This is a genomic window from Micromonospora sonneratiae (assembly GCF_042679305.1).
Taxonomy (GTDB): domain Bacteria; phylum Actinomycetota; class Actinomycetes; order Mycobacteriales; family Micromonosporaceae; genus Micromonospora_H; species Micromonospora_H sonneratiae.
The window spans coordinates 136,218-151,722 of sequence record NZ_JBHTMP010000002.1; the positions used below are offsets into that span (position 1 = coordinate 136,218).

Consider the following 15,505-nt stretch of genomic DNA (forward strand, 5'->3'; position numbering starts at 1 on the left):
CGACGCAGGGAGCTACCGGTCGGCGAACTGCTCGGCGAAGGCCTGTAGGTCGCGACGTTCGATGGCGGCGGCCATCAGGTCGGGGAAGGCGTCCGGCGTGCAGGCGAACGCCGGTACGCCGAGCGCGGCCAGCGCCGCCGCGTTCTGTCGGTCGTACGCCGGTGCACCCTCGTCGGACAGGGCCAGCAGCACCACCACCTGCACCCCGGCGCTGACGAGAGAACTGACCCGGCGCAGCATCTCCGCGCGTACGCCGCCCTCGTAGAGGTCACTGATCAGCACGAAGATGCTGTCCCGGGGCCGGGTGATCAGACCCTGGCAGTAGCCGATCGCCCGGTTGATGTCGGTGCCGCCACCCAGTTGGGTGCCGAACAGCACCTCCACCGGATCGTGGAGTTCCGGGGTCAGGTCCACGACGGCGGTGTCGAAGACGACCAGCGACGTACGCAGCGAGCGCATCGAGGCCAGCACCGCCGAGAAGATCCCCGAGTAGACGACGGACGCCGCCATCGAGCCGGACTGGTCGACGCAGAGCACCACGTCCCGCTGCACCGAGCTGGTACGCCGACCGTAGCCGACCAGGCGTTCCGGCACGATCGTCCGGTATTCGGGCTGGTAGTGCTGGAGGTTGGCCCGGATGGTGCGATCCCAGTCGATGTCACTGTGCCGGGGGCGGTTGATCCGGGTGGCCCGGTTGAGGGCCCCGGTCACCGCAGCCCGGGTCTTCTGCGCGATCCGGCGCTCCAACTGCTCCACCACCCGGCGGACGACCTGGCGGGCCGCATCCTTGCTCTTGGCCGGCATCACCCGGTTGAGCGAGAGCAGGGTGCCGACGAGGTGGACGTCCGGCTCGATCGCGTCGAGCATCTCCGGTTCCAGCAGGAGCCGGCTGAGGTTGAGCCGCTCGATCGCGTCGGCCTGCATGACCTGCACGACCGTACTGGGGAAGTATTCCCGGATGTCGCCGAGCCAGCGGGCCACCCGGGGCGCGGAGCCACCCAGCCCGCCCGTACGCTTCCGGCCACCGTCGCTGGCTTCGGTGCTGTCGTAGAGGGCGGCGAGCGCGGCGTCCATGGTGGCGTCCGTACCGGTCACCTTCCCACAGGGGGAGTCGGCGGCGTCGCCGAGCACCAACCGCCAGCGGCGTAGCCGCTCCGGGTCGACGTTGGCATCGGCGACGTGCGCGGTCACGCGGCCACCTCGCTTCGCTCGATCACTTGAATCTCCCGTCCGAGCAGGGTGGTCAGGGCGGGCAGGACCAGCGCCGCCCGGTCGTGGTCGATCGGGGGCAGTTTGCCTGCGTCGTCGTCGAGCGCGGTGCCGCCCGCGATCCGGTCACCGATCGAGCGGCGTTCCGGTGCGGCGAACGTGCCGAACGTACGGCGCAGCAACGGCAGCACGTCGGTGAACGAGTCCGGGTCGACGCCGGTCAACCACTCGTCCAGTACGGACAGCAGGGACACGTCGTGGACGAGCAGCAGGCCACCGCCGGCGAGGAAGCCCTCGATCCAGTTGGCCGCCTGCGGGGCTGGCGTTCCGACGGTGAGTACCAGACCCATCCGTCGCCGGGTCTCTGCCGGGTCGAGGCGGTCGGCGTCGTGCAGCAACCTGGTCAACCGGCCGGCCAGCAGACCGTGGACGGGATGCTGCGGGGCGGTGCCGGCCTCGGTGCCCCGCCTGGCCAGCGAGGCCAGGGTGTCCAGCCAGCGGTTACGTAGGTCCGGATCGTCGAGCAGACCGATCGCGGAATGGACGGCGTCGACGTGGTCGCGCAGTGCCCGGGCGGCGTCGTCGGACAGTGACACGACCGCGGCGGGCAGGCCCACGCAGATGCGGACCAGCAGGCTCTCCGCGACGTGCCGCAGCGCCCCGAGGTCGGAGCCACGTACGTCGCCGTAACGCAGGGTGCGGGCCAGCGCCGGCAGCGCCGCCATCAGGTGCGCCACGTCGGCGTCGAGCGCCGCCCGGGTCTGGAGCGCCTGGAGCACGGCCGGATAGGCGTTGGTCAGGTCACCCAGCAGGCACAACTCGACCAGTGGGGTGAGTTCGGCCAGTGAACCCGCGTCCCGGGCCGCCTCGGCGATCTTCGCCGTTGCGGCGGCCTCGACGGTGGTGCCGTACTGGCCCGCCTCGACCAGGGACACCGCGAATTCCGGCTGCCAGCGCAGCCGCCACCCTTCGCGGAAGGTGCCCTTGCCCCGGCGGGCGTCGCCCGGTTCGCCCCAGCCGACGCCGAGCAGCCGCAACCGGTGCAGCAGTCGGCTGCGGCCCAGGTCGGTGTCCTTGCGTAGGTCCAGGTCGAGCTGCCGTTCCAGGGCCTCCGGCTTGAGTCGCAGGGTGCGTTGCTGGGCGGCCAGGTCCCGGGCCAGCGGCACCATCGGCACACCGTCCGGCACGGCACCGAGGCGTTCACCGACCACCAGCCGCTGGTCGATCAGATCGAGGCGCAGGTCCTCACCGTCGCAGAGGACCGCCCGGGTGGCCTCGGTCAGTTCGGCGAGACCGGCCAGTGGCCGGCCGCGCAGGGCGGCCAGTGACTCGGTGAGGCGTACCGCCTCGATGACGTGCGCCGACGAGGTCGGTATCCCCTCGTCCCGCAGCACCCCGGCGGCGGAGACCAGCCAGCGGGTGAGCACCTCGTCCGGTGCGGTGAACAGGTGGTGGTACCAGCCGGGGGAGCGGACACCGGCCCCGTACCCCTGCCAGGAGGTCAGCCGACCGTACGTCCAGGGCACCCAGGTGAAGGTGACCTTGCCCTTCTTGAGCCCCTTGAGCAGGGCGTTGTCCCGGGCCGCCGGCACGCTGGTGGTCAGTGCGGGCACGTGCCACGCGCCGCACACCACGGCGATGTTGTCGTGCGTCCTGCGCACCTCCCGCAGCACCCCGCGCATGTACGCCTCGCGGAGCAGGTCCTGCGGATCCTCCGGTGCTTCGGCGCGGATCGCGGTCATCGCCTCTTCGATCGCCTCGAAGACCGGTACGCCCCGGTGCTCGACGACGTCCTCCCACCAGCGCTCGGGATCGTCGTAGCCGGCAGCGGCGGCGAGTTCCCCGATCGGGTCGGTCGGCCGGTAGGGCATGGCCCCGTCGGGTGCCGCCTCCCCGGTAGCGTCCTCGGCCGGCGTTTCCCCGGTCGCCGATGCCTCCGCAGCCGGCTCGGCCGGCACGTCCGCCGACGCCTCGGCCGGCGTCTCCCCGGTGACGCCCTCGGTCGGGTCCGCCGACTTCAGACCGACGCGGTACGCGTACGGCAGGTCGAAGAACCGCACCGGTACGTTGTGCGCCACCGCCCAGCGGATCGCCTGCCACTCCGGGGAGAAGACCGCGAACGGCCAGTACCCGGCCTTCCGGGGATCGTCGGTGGCGTAGCCGAGCAGGGCCACCGGCGGTTCCAGCCCCTCTTCGGCGACCCAGCGGACCAGTTCGTCCGCCTCGGGCGGGCCCTCGATCAGCAGCAGGTCGGGTTGCTGTTCGGTCAGCGCCCGCACCACGGCCCGCGCCGAACCCGGGCCGTGGTGGCGTACCCCGTAGAAGCGTTCAGACATCGCGGGCGGCGCGGTAGAAGGGCAGCCAACCGTCGCGTTCCCGGACCACGGTCTCCAGGTACTCCCGCCAGATGACCGGGTCGGTGGCGGGGTCCTTGACCACCGCGCCGACGATGCCGGCGGCCACATCGGACGGCCGTAGCACCCCGTCACCGAAGTGCGCGGCCAGCGCCCAGCCGTTGGTGACCACGGAGATCGCCTCGGCGGTGGAGAGCGTCCCGGTCGGCGACTTGAGCTTGGTACGGCCGTCCTCGGTCAACCCGGTGCGCAGCTCCCGGAAGACGGTCACCACCCGGCGGATCTCCTCCATGGCCGGGGGCACCTCGGGCAGTTCCAGGGACCGGCCGAGCTGCGCCACCCGGCGGGCGACGATGTCGACCTCCTCGTCGGCGGAGCCGGGTACCGGCAGCACGACGGTGTTGAACCGGCGGCGCAACGCGCTGGACAGTTCGTTGACCCCCCGGTCCCGGTCGTTGGCGGTGGCGATGATGTTGAAGCCCTTGGCGGCCTGCACCTCGCTACCCAGTTCCGGTACGGGCAGGGTCTTCTCCGACAGGATCGTGATCAGGGTGTCCTGCACGTCGGAGGGCACCCGGGTCAGCTCCTCGAACCGGGCCACCGCACCGGTCTGCATCGCCCGCATCACCGGGCTGGGCACCAGCGCCGCCTCCGACGGTCCCTCGGCCAGCAGCCGGGCGTAGTTCCAGCCGTACCGGATCGCCTCCTCGGCGGTTCCGGCGGTGCCCTGCACCAGCAGCGTCGAGTTACCGGAGATCGCCGCCGCGAGATGTTCGGAGACCCAGGTCTTGGCGGTGCCCGGCACGCCGAGCAGCAGCAGCGCCCGGTCGGTGGCCAGGGTCGCCACCGCGACCTCCATGAGTCGGCGCGGTCCGACGTACTTCGGCGAGACCTTGCCGCCGTCGCCGAGCAGATAGGTGACCACGGCCTGTGGCGACAGCTTCCAGCCGGGCGGGCGGGGCCGGTCGTCGGCGGCGGCCAGCAGCGCCAACTCCTCGGCGAACTGCTGCTCGGCGTGCTGACGGATCACTGTCATTGGAGCTCCTCGTACATGTTGCGGCGGTAGGTGAGGTCGGCGGCGAGTTGGGTGAGGTTGCTGCCCCCACCACGGTCCGGATGGTCGGTGGCCAGGATCTTGGCGAGGGCGGCGACCGGCTCGGCGTACGTGACGGGCATGGCCCCGCTTGCCTGTCGGCACAGGTTTCTGATGTACCAGCCGTGTCGGTCGCCGTGGCGACCCAGCGCGTCGAGTGCGACCAACATGGCGTCGGCCACCTCGTCGGACCACGGGGTCGGCAACATGGAGACCAGGTGCTGCGCGCGCTCCGGCTCGTGGCGCAGGCCATGTGCGATCCGCTTCGCCAGTTCGGCGGGCGGCAGCACGCCGTACAGTTCGCCGATCGTGTGGCGGTGGTAGGAGCGGAGTTCCTGCTTCCTCGCCCCGGCCAGGCGATCGATGAGGGCGACCGCCCAGGCCACGTTCCGTTGCGCCAACACGGCCCGGGCCAGGCCCTGGTACAGCGTCGAACTCCAGTTGTCGGCCACGGGCAGTTGCAGGACCGCCTCGGCGGGGCGTCCGAAGGCGGTGGTCCAGTCGTCGAGCGGGGTGCCGGCGACGACCTCCTCGAACAGCCACGACCGGAGCCCGGCCTTGTCGGTCGGCACGGTCTGGGTGGTGTCGCGACGCAGGTCGGTGTCGGCCTCGGTCGGCGGGGTGACGACCAACTGGTCCTGGCCCGTCTCGTCCGGTTCCAGCCGTACGCAGGGCAGTGCCCGTTGCGCCATCCGCCCACACCAGGCCGACTCGGGGAGTGTGGCCAGCAGCGCGGCGGCGTTGAGGCGTACCTCCTTGCGTCGGTCGCGAAGCGCCCGTTCCAGCAACTCCTCGTCGGCCAGGGACAGGCCGGTGGCCAGCGCCGCGACGAACTCCGCCCGGTCCTTCGGGGGCTCGGTGTCGAAGGTCGAGGCCAGCAGGTCACGGCCGGCGGCCGGGTCGACGTGGCGTACGGCGTGGAGGTGGGCCAGCCGTTCCTCCCGGGTACCGGTTCCCCAGAGGCCCGGGTCGGCGACGACCGGGACGTTCTCCGCTTCGACCAGCAGGTACTGCCAGCGGGCACGTTGCGTCGCCAGCCAGTTTCCCCGCTGACCGGCGACAGCGGAGATCACGGAACGAAGTTCGTTCCTCGGCCGACCGAAGTCCAGCACGGCGGGCACCAGTTCGACCGGCACCCGGTAGCCACGCTCGGCTGCGTAGCGCAGCCAGTCGGCCAGGGCGTCCTCGGGCAGCTCGATGCCGTTGCCGTCCCGACGGGTACCCGCGAGGAGTTCGTGCAGGCGGCGGACCGCTGCCTGCGGCACCACCGGTCGGGTCTCCTCGGGGGCGGTGGCGACAGGTGCCCGCCCACCGGCCACGGTGACCCCGGCCCTGCGGTAGGTCAACGCGACCGCAGCGGTTTCCAGCAGTACGGCCGCCGGGTCGGTGGGGCCGCCGGCCTGCGTACCGGGGCTGTCGGAATGTGCGGCAGCTCCGGTGCACCGCAGCAGGTGCCCGTCCACCGTCACACTCCCCTGGGCATCGGGCCGACGCTTGGTGCCGACCAGTGCGGTGGCGACGAGTTCCGGCGGCAGCTGCGGCGTCGGGCGGAACCGGTCGGTGCCGGGTACGGCAGTCAGGTAGCGGTCCTGCGGCCAGGCGGCGAGGGGGCGGAAGCCGGCCGGATCGTACTCACCGACGACGGTGACCGGCTGACCACCGGTGGCGGCCAGCAGCCACCACGGATCCTCGTCGCCGGGGTGCAGCGGCAGGGCGTCGCCAACGGAGTCGACCAGATGTCCGTCCGAACTGGGCACCACGTCGGCCAGCAGCATCGGGACCCGTTCACACCACGGGTCTGCGGCGACCGCGGCGGACCAGGCGGCCAACGCCACCCGTACCGACGTCGCACCGGCCGGCGAACCCATCGACTCGACCTGACCGTGCCGGCGGGCGACCAGTGCCCGCAGCGGCAGCCCGCCGGGGTACCAGCACAGTTCGGCGTCGAGCACGGTGCCCGGCACCAGGTCGGCCGGAAGTGCCTGACCGGGGGCGGAGAAGGCCAGCACCAGCGCGAACCGTCCCGAGTTCACCCCGCGCAGCCAGGTACGTCGAACCGTCAGCCGGTCCTCGGCCTCGTCGACCTGCCCGAGCACCTGCCAGTGGTCACGCAGTGGACTGCCGGCCAGCACCTCGTCGGTCGACACCGGGACGCCGATCCGGGCGCGGACCGTGGCCGCCAGGTCGTCGGGCAGCTCGTCGATCCGGGCGTGACTGGCCACCAGCAGGCGCACCATGGCCAGCTCGCCGAGCAACCGGTCCGTCCAGTACGCACCGACGCCGGGAATGTCGCCGAGGCGTCGTACGGCACCGGCCACCGTCGGGGCCTGCGCGTCGACCAGCCGGGCGGCCATCGTCTGGTACGCCTTGTTGTCGGCCTGCTCCGCGCCGGCCAAGCCCTGGCCGACCTGGTCCAGCAACCACTGGTCGAGTTCGGCCAGACCGGCGGTGATCCGGCCGGTACGCTGCTCGGCCCGTTTGCGGGCGGCGGCCTCGTCCACCGGGCCGTCCGCCGCCGCTGCCCGTCGGGCGCTCACCTTGGCCGCCCGGGCGGCCCGCGACTCACGCCATTCGTCGACCCAGGTGGGGGCGGTCTGCTCCGCGACATCGGTGCCGGACCAGAGGAGCAGCAGGCCCAGCGCATGTTTGCAGGGGAACTTGCGGCTCGGGCAGGAGCAGCGGTACGCGGGCTCGCTCAGGTCGATGCAGGCCTGGTACGGGTTCTTACCGCTGCCCTGGCAGAGTCCCCACAGCACGTCGTCGCTGAGGCCGGTCGCCGTCCACTTGGCCGCGCCACTGAGTTTCTGGGCGCTCGCCATGGAGCTGGCATCGGGAGCCAGGGCACGAATCTGTTCGGTGGTCCACCGTTCGATTGGCACGCCGACACCATAGGGACCCGGTCCGACAAGACGGCACCCGCTACTGCTCGGGTGCGATCAGTTGGCCGTCGGTGACGCTTCGTACGGTGATCGCCTCTGCCGGGCAGAAGTCCGCCGCGTCCGTCACCGTCTCCGCTGGTGCCGTCGTGTCGACGGTCGCGGTGGACTTCCCGTCGACGAGTACGAAGTGTTCGGGGGCGACCCCGGTACACATACCTGATCCGATGCAGCGGTCCCGGTCGACGGTGACCCGCCAGTCGCCGCTCACCAGGTCACCGGCAGTGCGCTCAGGCCGCGTACCAGCAGACCACTCTTCCAGGCCAGCTCCGGTTCCGGTACCGCGAGTCGGAGGCCGGGCAGGCGGTCCACCAGCGAGCCGAGTGCCACCTGGAGTTCCATCCGCGCCAGTTGTGCTCCGACACAGTGGTGCACGCCGTGCCCGAAACCGATGTGCGGATTGGATTCGCGGGTGAGGTCGAGTCGATCCGGTTCGGCGAACACGGTCTCGTCGCGGTTGGCCGAGGCGAGTGCCCCCAGCACGGGCTCCCCGGCCCGGACCAGGACGCCACCGAGTTCGACGTCCTCCTTGGCGTAGCGGGCGAAGGCCGAGGCCGCACCGAGCGGTACGTAGCGCAACAGTTCCTCCACCGCGTTCGGGATCAGCCCGGGGTCGGCCCGGAGGCGGGCCAGTTCGACAGGATGGGTCAGCAGGACGTACCCGAAGTTGGAGATCTGCGTGACGGTTGTTTCGTGCCCGGCCGCCAGCAGCCCGGCGGCCAGCGTCACCATCTCGGTCTCGGTGAGCCGGTCCGCGTTCTCGTCCCGGGCCCGTACCAGCGCGCTGATCAGGTCGTCTGCCGGTTCGTGGCGGCGTTGGGCGATCAGGTCCGCCATGTAGGCGTGCAGGTTGCCGAGGTATTCGTCGATCTGCTCTGGGCTCAGCGAGGTGGTGGAGACGATCGCCTCCGACCAGGTGTGGAAGCGGCCCTGGTCGGCGAAGGGTACGCCGAGCAGTTCGCAGATGACCCGGATCGGCAGCGGGGTGGCGAAGTGTTCGACCAGGTCGGCCGGGGGCCCGGTGGCGACCATCCGGTCGATCAGCTCGTCGGCGATCCGCTGGGCACGGGGTCGGAGCTGCTCCACCCGACGGGCGGTGAACGCCTTCGCCACCAGTTTGCGCAGTCGGGTGTGGTCCGGGGGATCCATGGTGAGGATGCCGTCCTGGATCAGCTGGGGTGTGCTGCGTGGCTCGTCGCGCCCGATGGCGGCGGCCCGGCTGAACCTGAGGTCGCCGAGGACGGTCTTGACGTCGGCGTAACGGGTGGCCAGCCAGGCGTCCTCGCCGTACGGCAGCCGGATCCGGATCAGCGGTTGTTCCCGGCGCAGCTCGGCGTAGGTCGGATCGAGGTTGAGCCGGTCCGGTCCGGCGAACGGGTAGGCGCGTACGTCCTTGGTCTGCTGGTTGTCCGTCATCTCGGTGTCTCCCCCTGTCGGTACGGGTCGGGTGCGAGTCGGGACGGCGCGAATCAGCTTTGACGTTGAGTCATGTTCCAATCGCGGATGGTAGTCAAGAGTGCCCGATTAATCCACCGGCCACTATGGATCTCGTCTGTCGACATGTGTGAAGATCGATGCGGCCCGCTCGGACTGCCGGGGCTGACCGACGATCCAAAGGGGAACCGATGCGACTCCGCAGGACTCTGGCGGTGCTGGTGGCCGCGACGCTGGCCGTGCTGGCCGGGCCGACGCCGGCACAGGCGGCGACGGTAAACGCCACCTACAACGTCTGGTCCTGGAACGTCGCTGGCTGGAAGATGCACCGGGGCTCCACCACCAACGGTCTGATCCCGGCGTTGAGCAACTCGATCCGTAACCGCTCGTCGCACTTCGCCGCCCTCAACGAACTCTGCTGGAGCCAGTACAAGGCGGTGCAGGCCAACCTGCGCAGCTCCGGCTGGCCGCAGGACGTGGAGAACTTCTCCCGCTTCGAGCCGCACAACGACACCGCCTGCGGTGGCGAGCCGTTCGGGGTGGCCATCTTCAGCAAGGCGCCGCTCGGCTCGGCCAACCGGTACGCACTGGCGGCCGACGGCACGACCGAGACACGCAAGCTGCTCTGCGCGCCGCTGGCGGCGCGACCGCACCTGAGGTTCTGCACCACCCACATCACCCCGTCCAACGAGGTGATCAACGGCAGGAAGATCAACGAAACGCAGTTGGGTGAGGTGCTGACCAGGGTGGAGGCGTTCCACACCGCCGGGGACACCGTCATCATCGGGGGCGACTTCAACGCGCAGCCCCACTACGGGCGGATGAATCCCTGGTACTCGTCGAGCCTGAACGTCCCGAACAACTCGGGGAACACCGGCTTCTACCGCGAACTCGACGACACCGACTCCCGCTGCGTCGGCTACGGCGAAACCACGGTGTACGACGGCAATACCGAGGGGCTGTGCGGCCAGGGCAAGAAGATCGACCTGATCTTCGTACGGCAGAACCGGATCGTCGGGTCGTACGACGGTGACTCGCTGGCCATCTCGACCAGCTGCGGCGGCGCCTGCTCGGACCACCGCATCCTGATCGGCACCGTGACCGTCTCGATCACCACCTGACCGGCTCGTGGTGGAAGATCCTCATTTCTAGCGTGAGATCTTCTGATAACCAAGGGCGGTTGTCCTCTCCAAAAGGCTGGTCAGCCAAACGGTCGGGACGCTACTCGTACAGTGAGTCTGGGCCGGAGAAACCAAATGTTGCCTCATTTTCTAAATCGCCATGCGACTCTGCTATGAGCCCATGTAGCGCCGCGATGGCATCGGCTGACAGTAGAGAAACATTGATGTCCAGCGCCCGGGCGATGTCGGCTATATCGGTGAATCGATGGCTCGTGGCCCTCAGCACGATAGCGGTCCGATGTGCTATCCACCGACGAACGGCGACTTCGGGTCGAGTGACTGGTTCGAGAACGGCCGCGGCGAGGGCGATGCGGGTGGCGTTTTCTTTGGGGAACCACAGGTAGTCGATTTCGTCGTGCCGGGTCGCGGGCGCACCGACATATGGATCGCGTGTTCTGGAGCCCGAAGGTACGGCTACACGCTGCCAGCCAATGTTGCCAGGCGCATCGAGGGGTGAGAGGATCTCTGCGGCCGAAATTTGCAGGATTTCCGCCAGTCGCCGCTCGGGTACGAGCACTCCACCCCGTCTCCACGAAACGGTATTCTGGCGGCCCTCGACCACATCTGAGATGAATGACTCCAGGAATGGATGGTTGCGTTTTGACGTCCGTGAGAGTAGGAATTTGTATTGTTGGAGTCCTTGGAGGTGTCGAGCTTCCTCGAGAACCTCTGAAGGTAATGCATTTAAGTTGTCGATCAAGATGGGCTCCGCAGTAACGAGGTTTCCGATTTTATCGAGTGTGCAGACGCTACTACGGCTTTGACTTCCTGGCAACTATGTTGATTGTGTCGGGAACTCGTTGGAAGCCAAACTCCTCTCCGAGGTCCACGAGGGTGAGTTGGCCCATCTTCAACTCGAATAAGTCGTACCCTAAGGCGATCCGTGAGCGGCCAAAGGAAATGTTGCGGATCGCCGTCTGGGCCCAGGTGTCGGAGTCCGCTCCTGGGTTGGCAAGCTGGGCTTTGTGCCACTCGCGCTGGAAGTTTGCCTTGTTCTTTTCGGCTAGGCTGCCGTTGAGTACGGGCGGATCTGATCCAAAGGTTGACCTGTAAGCAGCGTTGACGAGTTCCAATGCGACGTCGGTGATTGAGAACTTTGTCTTGAGGGTGATCTTTCTACCCTTGAACTCTATTTCATCGGTGTCGATGGTGATGTCTTTTTTGCTGATGTACATCGACGGCCCCTCGGTGTCTGGCTTCCCGTTCTTATCTAGGTTGACTGAAGCCATTCCCCACAGTACAGACCCCCCCGGCACTTTGGCCTTGAGGTTCACATCCCAGCTGCTTTTGCTTAGCTCCGGCTTTGTGGTGCTGATATCCTCTCGGGCGATCTCTACTATTTCGCTCTTGTCTTTTTCTTTCGACGTGTCGTCTGGATTGATGGACGCATAAACGTGGAAACTGGTCTGAGTATCGACAATTTTTATCTCATTGAGCTTGTGGCGAGATTTAATTCGCGACAGAGCGCTCTGAACTTTCTGGCGAGAGCTTCCTGGTTTGTCCATTATGGCTTCGGCGTCGCGAATCGCAGCCTTGACGGCGGCCGTCTTCTCCGTCGCGGATCGTTGATCCTTGCCGTTGTTGCCACTTCTGTTTTTGCTCTTGAGTTTGGTCCAGAGTTTCTTGCCGATTGTGACGATCTTGTCGGTGATCCAGTCGACGGCTTTGCGGACTGGTTTGGTGAGGGTTTGGAAGAAGGATCGGATCTTGTTGGCGATGCCGCCGATGCCGAGGATGGCGGCGAGTGCGCCGATCAACACGGGGATGGATCGGGCGAGGGCGTTCTCGATGAGGGCGGGGACGCCGCCGGTGCCGCCTTTGGCGATGGCGATGACAGCGTCGAGTACGGCGTTGACGAATTCGATGATCTGGGCGCCCTGGGTCACGATGAACGTGACGATGTCGATGATCATTTTGCAGGCGCGGATGAACGCGCTGGCTGGGTTCAGCAGCGAGATGATCCAGGTGATGCCGGCGATCAGGACGGTCGGGATGAGGTATTCGCTGATCTTGCCGAGGAGGTTGCCTTTCAGGTCGCCGACCTGCTGGCTGATCTCGTCGGTGACCCCGGCGACGCCTTGGGATTGGAGTTTCTGGGCGACGGGGACGGACGCTTCGACGGCGGTCATGGCGGGTTCGGGCACGCCGCGGGACACGATCCGGGCGCGTAGCGCTGCCCAGGTGAGCCCGAGCAGGGAGGCGATCATGGTGATGATGCCGCGCAGGTCGAACTTGGCGGGTAGTTCGAGGCCGGCGCCGGTCATCGCGCCGAGGAGCCAGCCGATCAGGCCCTTCTTCAGGTGGGTGCCGATGTTGGCCATGAACGCTTTCAGGCCGGCGCCGACCGCGGTGACGAGGTTGCCGAGGAACCCGATCGGGTCCTTCAGGATGCCGGCGATCGCGCTGGCGGCCTTGGCCAGGACCCCGAGGAGCAGGTCCTTCAACTGCATGATCGTCTTGATGACTCCGCCGACGGCGTCGACGGCCTTGGCGATCAGGCCCTTGTTCTTCTCCTTCTCGGCGGCGATCTCCTCGTCCACCGATTTCAACGCCTCGTTGTACTTCGACGCCAAGGTGTTGACCAACTCTTTGCCCTTGGCGTCGACGGACTCGGTCAACTCGTCGAACTTCGCGCTGAACTCCCCGGCGGCCTGTTTCCCGATCGCCTGCAGGTCGGCCGGGAGTTTCTTCACCTCGGCCTGCAACTGGTCACGGCCGGTGGCGATGCGTGCCTTGGCCCGACCCAACTCTGTTCCGATGATGTCGGCCACCGACGAGATGACCTGCTGCATCCGGTCGACGTAACCCTTCCGGGCCGTGACGAAGATCTGGTTCGCCTCCTCGGGCAGGCCGGCGAACTTGTCCTTGATCCACCGCCCCTTCCCGACCAACCCCGAGTAGCGTTTGTCCTTGTAGTCGTCCATCCGCCGCTTGTGTTCGGCGGTGAACGCATCCCGGGCGGCTTTCTCACCCTTGCCGAACGCGTCGTCGACCTTCCTGTCCAACCCGGACAGGATGCCCTCGACGTCCTTCTTCGTCGCGTCGAACACCTTCTGCAGGACCGCGGTGACCTGCGCCCGTTTCGCCTCGTCCGAACCCTTCGCCGCCTCCTTACCCTCCCCGACGGTCTGCCCGGCCTGCTTCCGGTCCGCCGCCAGGGCGGTCATCGCCGCCGCACCCGCCGCACCCGCCGAAGCCTTCGCCCCCGCCAGGGTCTGCGCCTCGGCCGCCCGCACCTGACCCGGCGCGGTCGCCGAATGCTGCTCGCCGGCTTTCTTCTCCTTCAACGCGTCGGTGAACTCCGGCTCGTTCGACCTGGCCAACTGTTCCTCGGTGACCTGCGCGTCGGCCATCTGCTGGTCGACCTGCGCCGGCCCGTCGGAGAAGTCGGTAGCGGCGGCAGGAGCCCTGCCGGGCACCGCCTTCGATGGGTCCGGGGTGCCCGGGGTGCCGGGTGGCCGGTCCGCGACCAGCGGGGTGACAGGCTTGTCCTTCGCCGCCGACGTGTCCGGCGGGGCCTTCGTCGCGGTGTCGATCGCCTCCGCCGAGGTCTTCTTCCCGTCGGTGACCTGCCCCTGCACCTGACCCTTGACCGCGTCGGCCTTACCCGACTCACCGAACTTGTCGGCCTCGTCCAGGTTCTTCGGGGCCTGCGCGGCGATCGCCTCGTTCACCGCCCGTACGAACCCGGCCTTGTCGAACTCGCCCGGCTTCGCCGCGTTCATCTTCTCCGCGTTCGCGGTCTTGCCCTGGGCCTCCCTGTCGTCCGGCGGCGGTTTGGCCGCGCCCTGGGCCTTCGCCGCCTCCGACGACGCCGGCGGATGCGCCGACATCTGCTTCTGCTTACCGCGTACGTCCGCCGTCAACGCCGTGAACTTCGGATCCCCGGACGCCGGCGGCCGGGACACCACCGACGCATCCGCCGCCAACCGCTGCACCGGAGACAGGAACGACGAGCCCGGATCGACGGTCGACGACCCGACCGAAGCCGCCGGCTCCGACGCCGGGACTGTCCCGCCCCGCTGGGTCTGCTGTGGACCGGTGGGTGCGGTGGGCCGGCTGGACGCCGCCTTGGCCGATTTTGCCGGACGTGCCGGGGCCGTACGCCGTTGGGCAATCAGTCCCGAAACCGCGCGGTTGCCGGCGGCGGCCTGCAACCGCTGTGCCATTGCAGGAGTCAGTGCCGACGAGGGTGCTCGCCGAGCAGGAGTGGCCACGGATTCCGCCCCGGCCTCGCTGTCGGCGGGTGACCGATCAGGCGATATCGCCGAATTCCGTACGGCCCGGTGCTCGGCTCCCTCACGGTCGGCCGGCGCTTTCATGCGGCACCCCCGAATTGGGACACGTCGCCACAACTCAGTGTTCTGTCGAGTCTTTGCCACATCCGGTAATCGGGTGGAAACTCCAAGGCACAGGTATGGGCATCGATAAATGCCTTTAAGGGCAGTGGTCGATGTGTCAGAAACCGGTTAGGCGATGTCGTACGACACTGGCAAGATGCCGCAGTGATCGCGACTCGTGCCCGTACCCCAGACACCACAGAGCCACTGCGCCGGATTCGGCTGGTGGAGTTGCTGGCTGGGATCGAGCCATGGGACGACGCGGAACGGGCCGACATCGTCGGTACGGCGGAGTGGATCGCCGACGGCGAGCCGCTCTACCGGACACAAAAGCCAGACGTGCCAGCGAAGCACCTGGTCAGCTACTTCGTGATGCTGGACGAGGACCGGGGCGAGCTACTCCTGGTCGCGCACCGTAAGGCCGGACTGTGGTTGCCGGCTGGAGGTCACGTGGAGCCGGCGGAACACCCGTGGGACACCGTCGCGCGCGAGTGCCGGGAGGAGTTGGGGATTTCGGCCGTACCGTCGACGTTGACCGGGGACCGGCCGTTTTTTCTCACCGTCACGACCACCCGTGGCTTCGGGCAGCACACCGACGTCTCGTTCTGGTACGTCCTGCGCGCCGACCGGGAGACGATCGTCTCGTACGACGAGGAGGAGTTCTCGGCGATCCGGTGGGTGACCCCGGGCGACGTCCTCGCCGAACCGGCCGACACCCTCGACCCGCAGCTGCACCGGTTCGCCGCCAAGCTGCTGGCCGCACTCGACAGGACCGGTTGATTTCCTGTCCGTTCCGGCATCACGTCGGCTCGGAAGGTCATGCGGAAGGCTACGCAGGCCGACGGGGAGCGGAATCCCGGTCGCCCCTGTTCAGGCTGTCGAGCTGGGTGCACAAACGAGGCGTACGCCGAAGGGGCTGCTGGTCCGCTGGCACTGCCTTTGCTGCTGGGACAGCAGA

The 15,505-nt window shown here is 68.2% G+C and carries 10 protein-coding genes; 2 read left to right on the plus strand and 8 right to left on the minus strand.

Annotated elements, in window-relative coordinates:
- Positions 1–12: 12 nt before the first annotated feature.
- From ACFQ4H_RS02520 to ACFQ4H_RS02545, 6 genes are read right to left on the minus strand one after another with little or no spacing between them, the layout of a single operon-like run.
- Positions 13–1,191 (minus strand): VWA domain-containing protein, encoded by a 1,179-nt coding sequence (locus tag ACFQ4H_RS02520; protein ID WP_377566458.1) that lies wholly within the window; start codon positions 1,189–1,191, stop codon positions 13–15.
- Positions 1,188–3,545, minus strand: a complete 2,358-nt coding sequence (locus ACFQ4H_RS02525; protein ID WP_377566460.1) for a DUF5682 family protein — start codon at positions 3,543–3,545, stop codon at positions 1,188–1,190. The genes ACFQ4H_RS02520 and ACFQ4H_RS02525 overlap by 4 nt, the downstream gene beginning before the upstream one ends.
- Positions 3,538–4,599 carry an ATP-binding protein gene (locus ACFQ4H_RS02530; RefSeq protein WP_377566462.1) on the minus strand — a complete coding sequence of 354 codons (1,062 nt, stop codon included), beginning with the start codon at positions 4,597–4,599 and terminating at the stop codon, positions 3,538–3,540. The genes ACFQ4H_RS02525 and ACFQ4H_RS02530 overlap by 8 nt, the downstream gene beginning before the upstream one ends.
- Entirely contained in the window at positions 4,596–7,535 is a 2,940-nt protein-coding gene (locus ACFQ4H_RS02535) for a DUF5691 domain-containing protein (RefSeq protein WP_377566464.1), read from the minus strand. Before ACFQ4H_RS02535 ends, ACFQ4H_RS02530 begins: the two co-directional genes overlap by 4 nt.
- A gap of 40 nt (positions 7,536–7,575) precedes the next feature.
- Positions 7,576–7,803 carry a ferredoxin gene (locus tag ACFQ4H_RS02540; protein WP_377566466.1) on the minus strand — a complete coding sequence of 76 codons (228 nt, stop codon included), beginning with the start codon at positions 7,801–7,803 and terminating at the stop codon, positions 7,576–7,578.
- On the minus strand, positions 7,800–9,008 hold the full coding sequence (locus tag ACFQ4H_RS02545; protein WP_377566468.1) for a cytochrome P450: 1,209 nt from the start codon (positions 9,006–9,008) through the stop codon (positions 7,800–7,802). Before ACFQ4H_RS02545 ends, ACFQ4H_RS02540 begins: the two co-directional genes overlap by 4 nt.
- A gap of 209 nt (positions 9,009–9,217) precedes the next feature.
- Here ACFQ4H_RS02545 and ACFQ4H_RS02550 point away from each other — a divergent pair, with 209 nt between their 5' ends.
- Entirely contained in the window at positions 9,218–10,147 is a 930-nt protein-coding gene (locus ACFQ4H_RS02550; RefSeq protein WP_377566470.1) for an endonuclease/exonuclease/phosphatase family protein, read from the plus strand.
- 100 nt (positions 10,148–10,247) lie between these two features.
- On the opposite strand, the gene ACFQ4H_RS02555 is transcribed toward ACFQ4H_RS02550, so the two are convergent.
- Complete coding sequence (locus ACFQ4H_RS02555) at positions 10,248–10,724, minus strand: hypothetical protein (RefSeq protein WP_377566472.1); 477 nt, start codon at positions 10,722–10,724, stop codon at positions 10,248–10,250.
- Positions 10,725–10,959: 235 nt separating this feature from the next.
- Positions 10,960–14,376 (minus strand): phage tail protein, encoded by a 3,417-nt coding sequence (locus ACFQ4H_RS02560; protein WP_377566474.1) that lies wholly within the window; start codon positions 14,374–14,376, stop codon positions 10,960–10,962.
- A gap of 336 nt (positions 14,377–14,712) precedes the next feature.
- On the opposite strand from ACFQ4H_RS02560, the gene ACFQ4H_RS02565 reads away from it, so the two are divergent.
- Positions 14,713–15,327, plus strand: coding sequence for an NUDIX hydrolase (locus tag ACFQ4H_RS02565; protein ID WP_377566476.1), 615 nt, complete (start codon positions 14,713–14,715; stop codon positions 15,325–15,327).
- Positions 15,328–15,505 lie beyond the last annotated feature (178 nt).

Bases quoted from the DNA above. Each gene is read 5' to 3' on its own strand.
- ACFQ4H_RS02525 (WP_377566460.1), bottom strand. From the start codon at position 3,545: ATGTCTGAACGCTTCTACGGGGTACGCCACCACGGCCCGGGTTCGGCG.
- ACFQ4H_RS02530 (WP_377566462.1), bottom strand. From the start codon at position 4,599: ATGACAGTGATCCGTCAGCACGCCGAGCAGCAGTTCGCCGAGGAGTTG.
- ACFQ4H_RS02545 (WP_377566468.1), bottom strand. From the start codon at position 9,008: ATGACGGACAACCAGCAGACCAAGGACGTACGCGCCTACCCGTTCGCC.
- ACFQ4H_RS02550 (WP_377566470.1), top strand. From the start codon at position 9,218: ATGCGACTCCGCAGGACTCTGGCGGTGCTGGTGGCCGCGACGCTGGCC.
- ACFQ4H_RS02560 (WP_377566474.1), bottom strand. From the start codon at position 14,376: ATGGCACAGCGGTTGCAGGCCGCCGCCGGCAACCGCGCGGTTTCGGGA.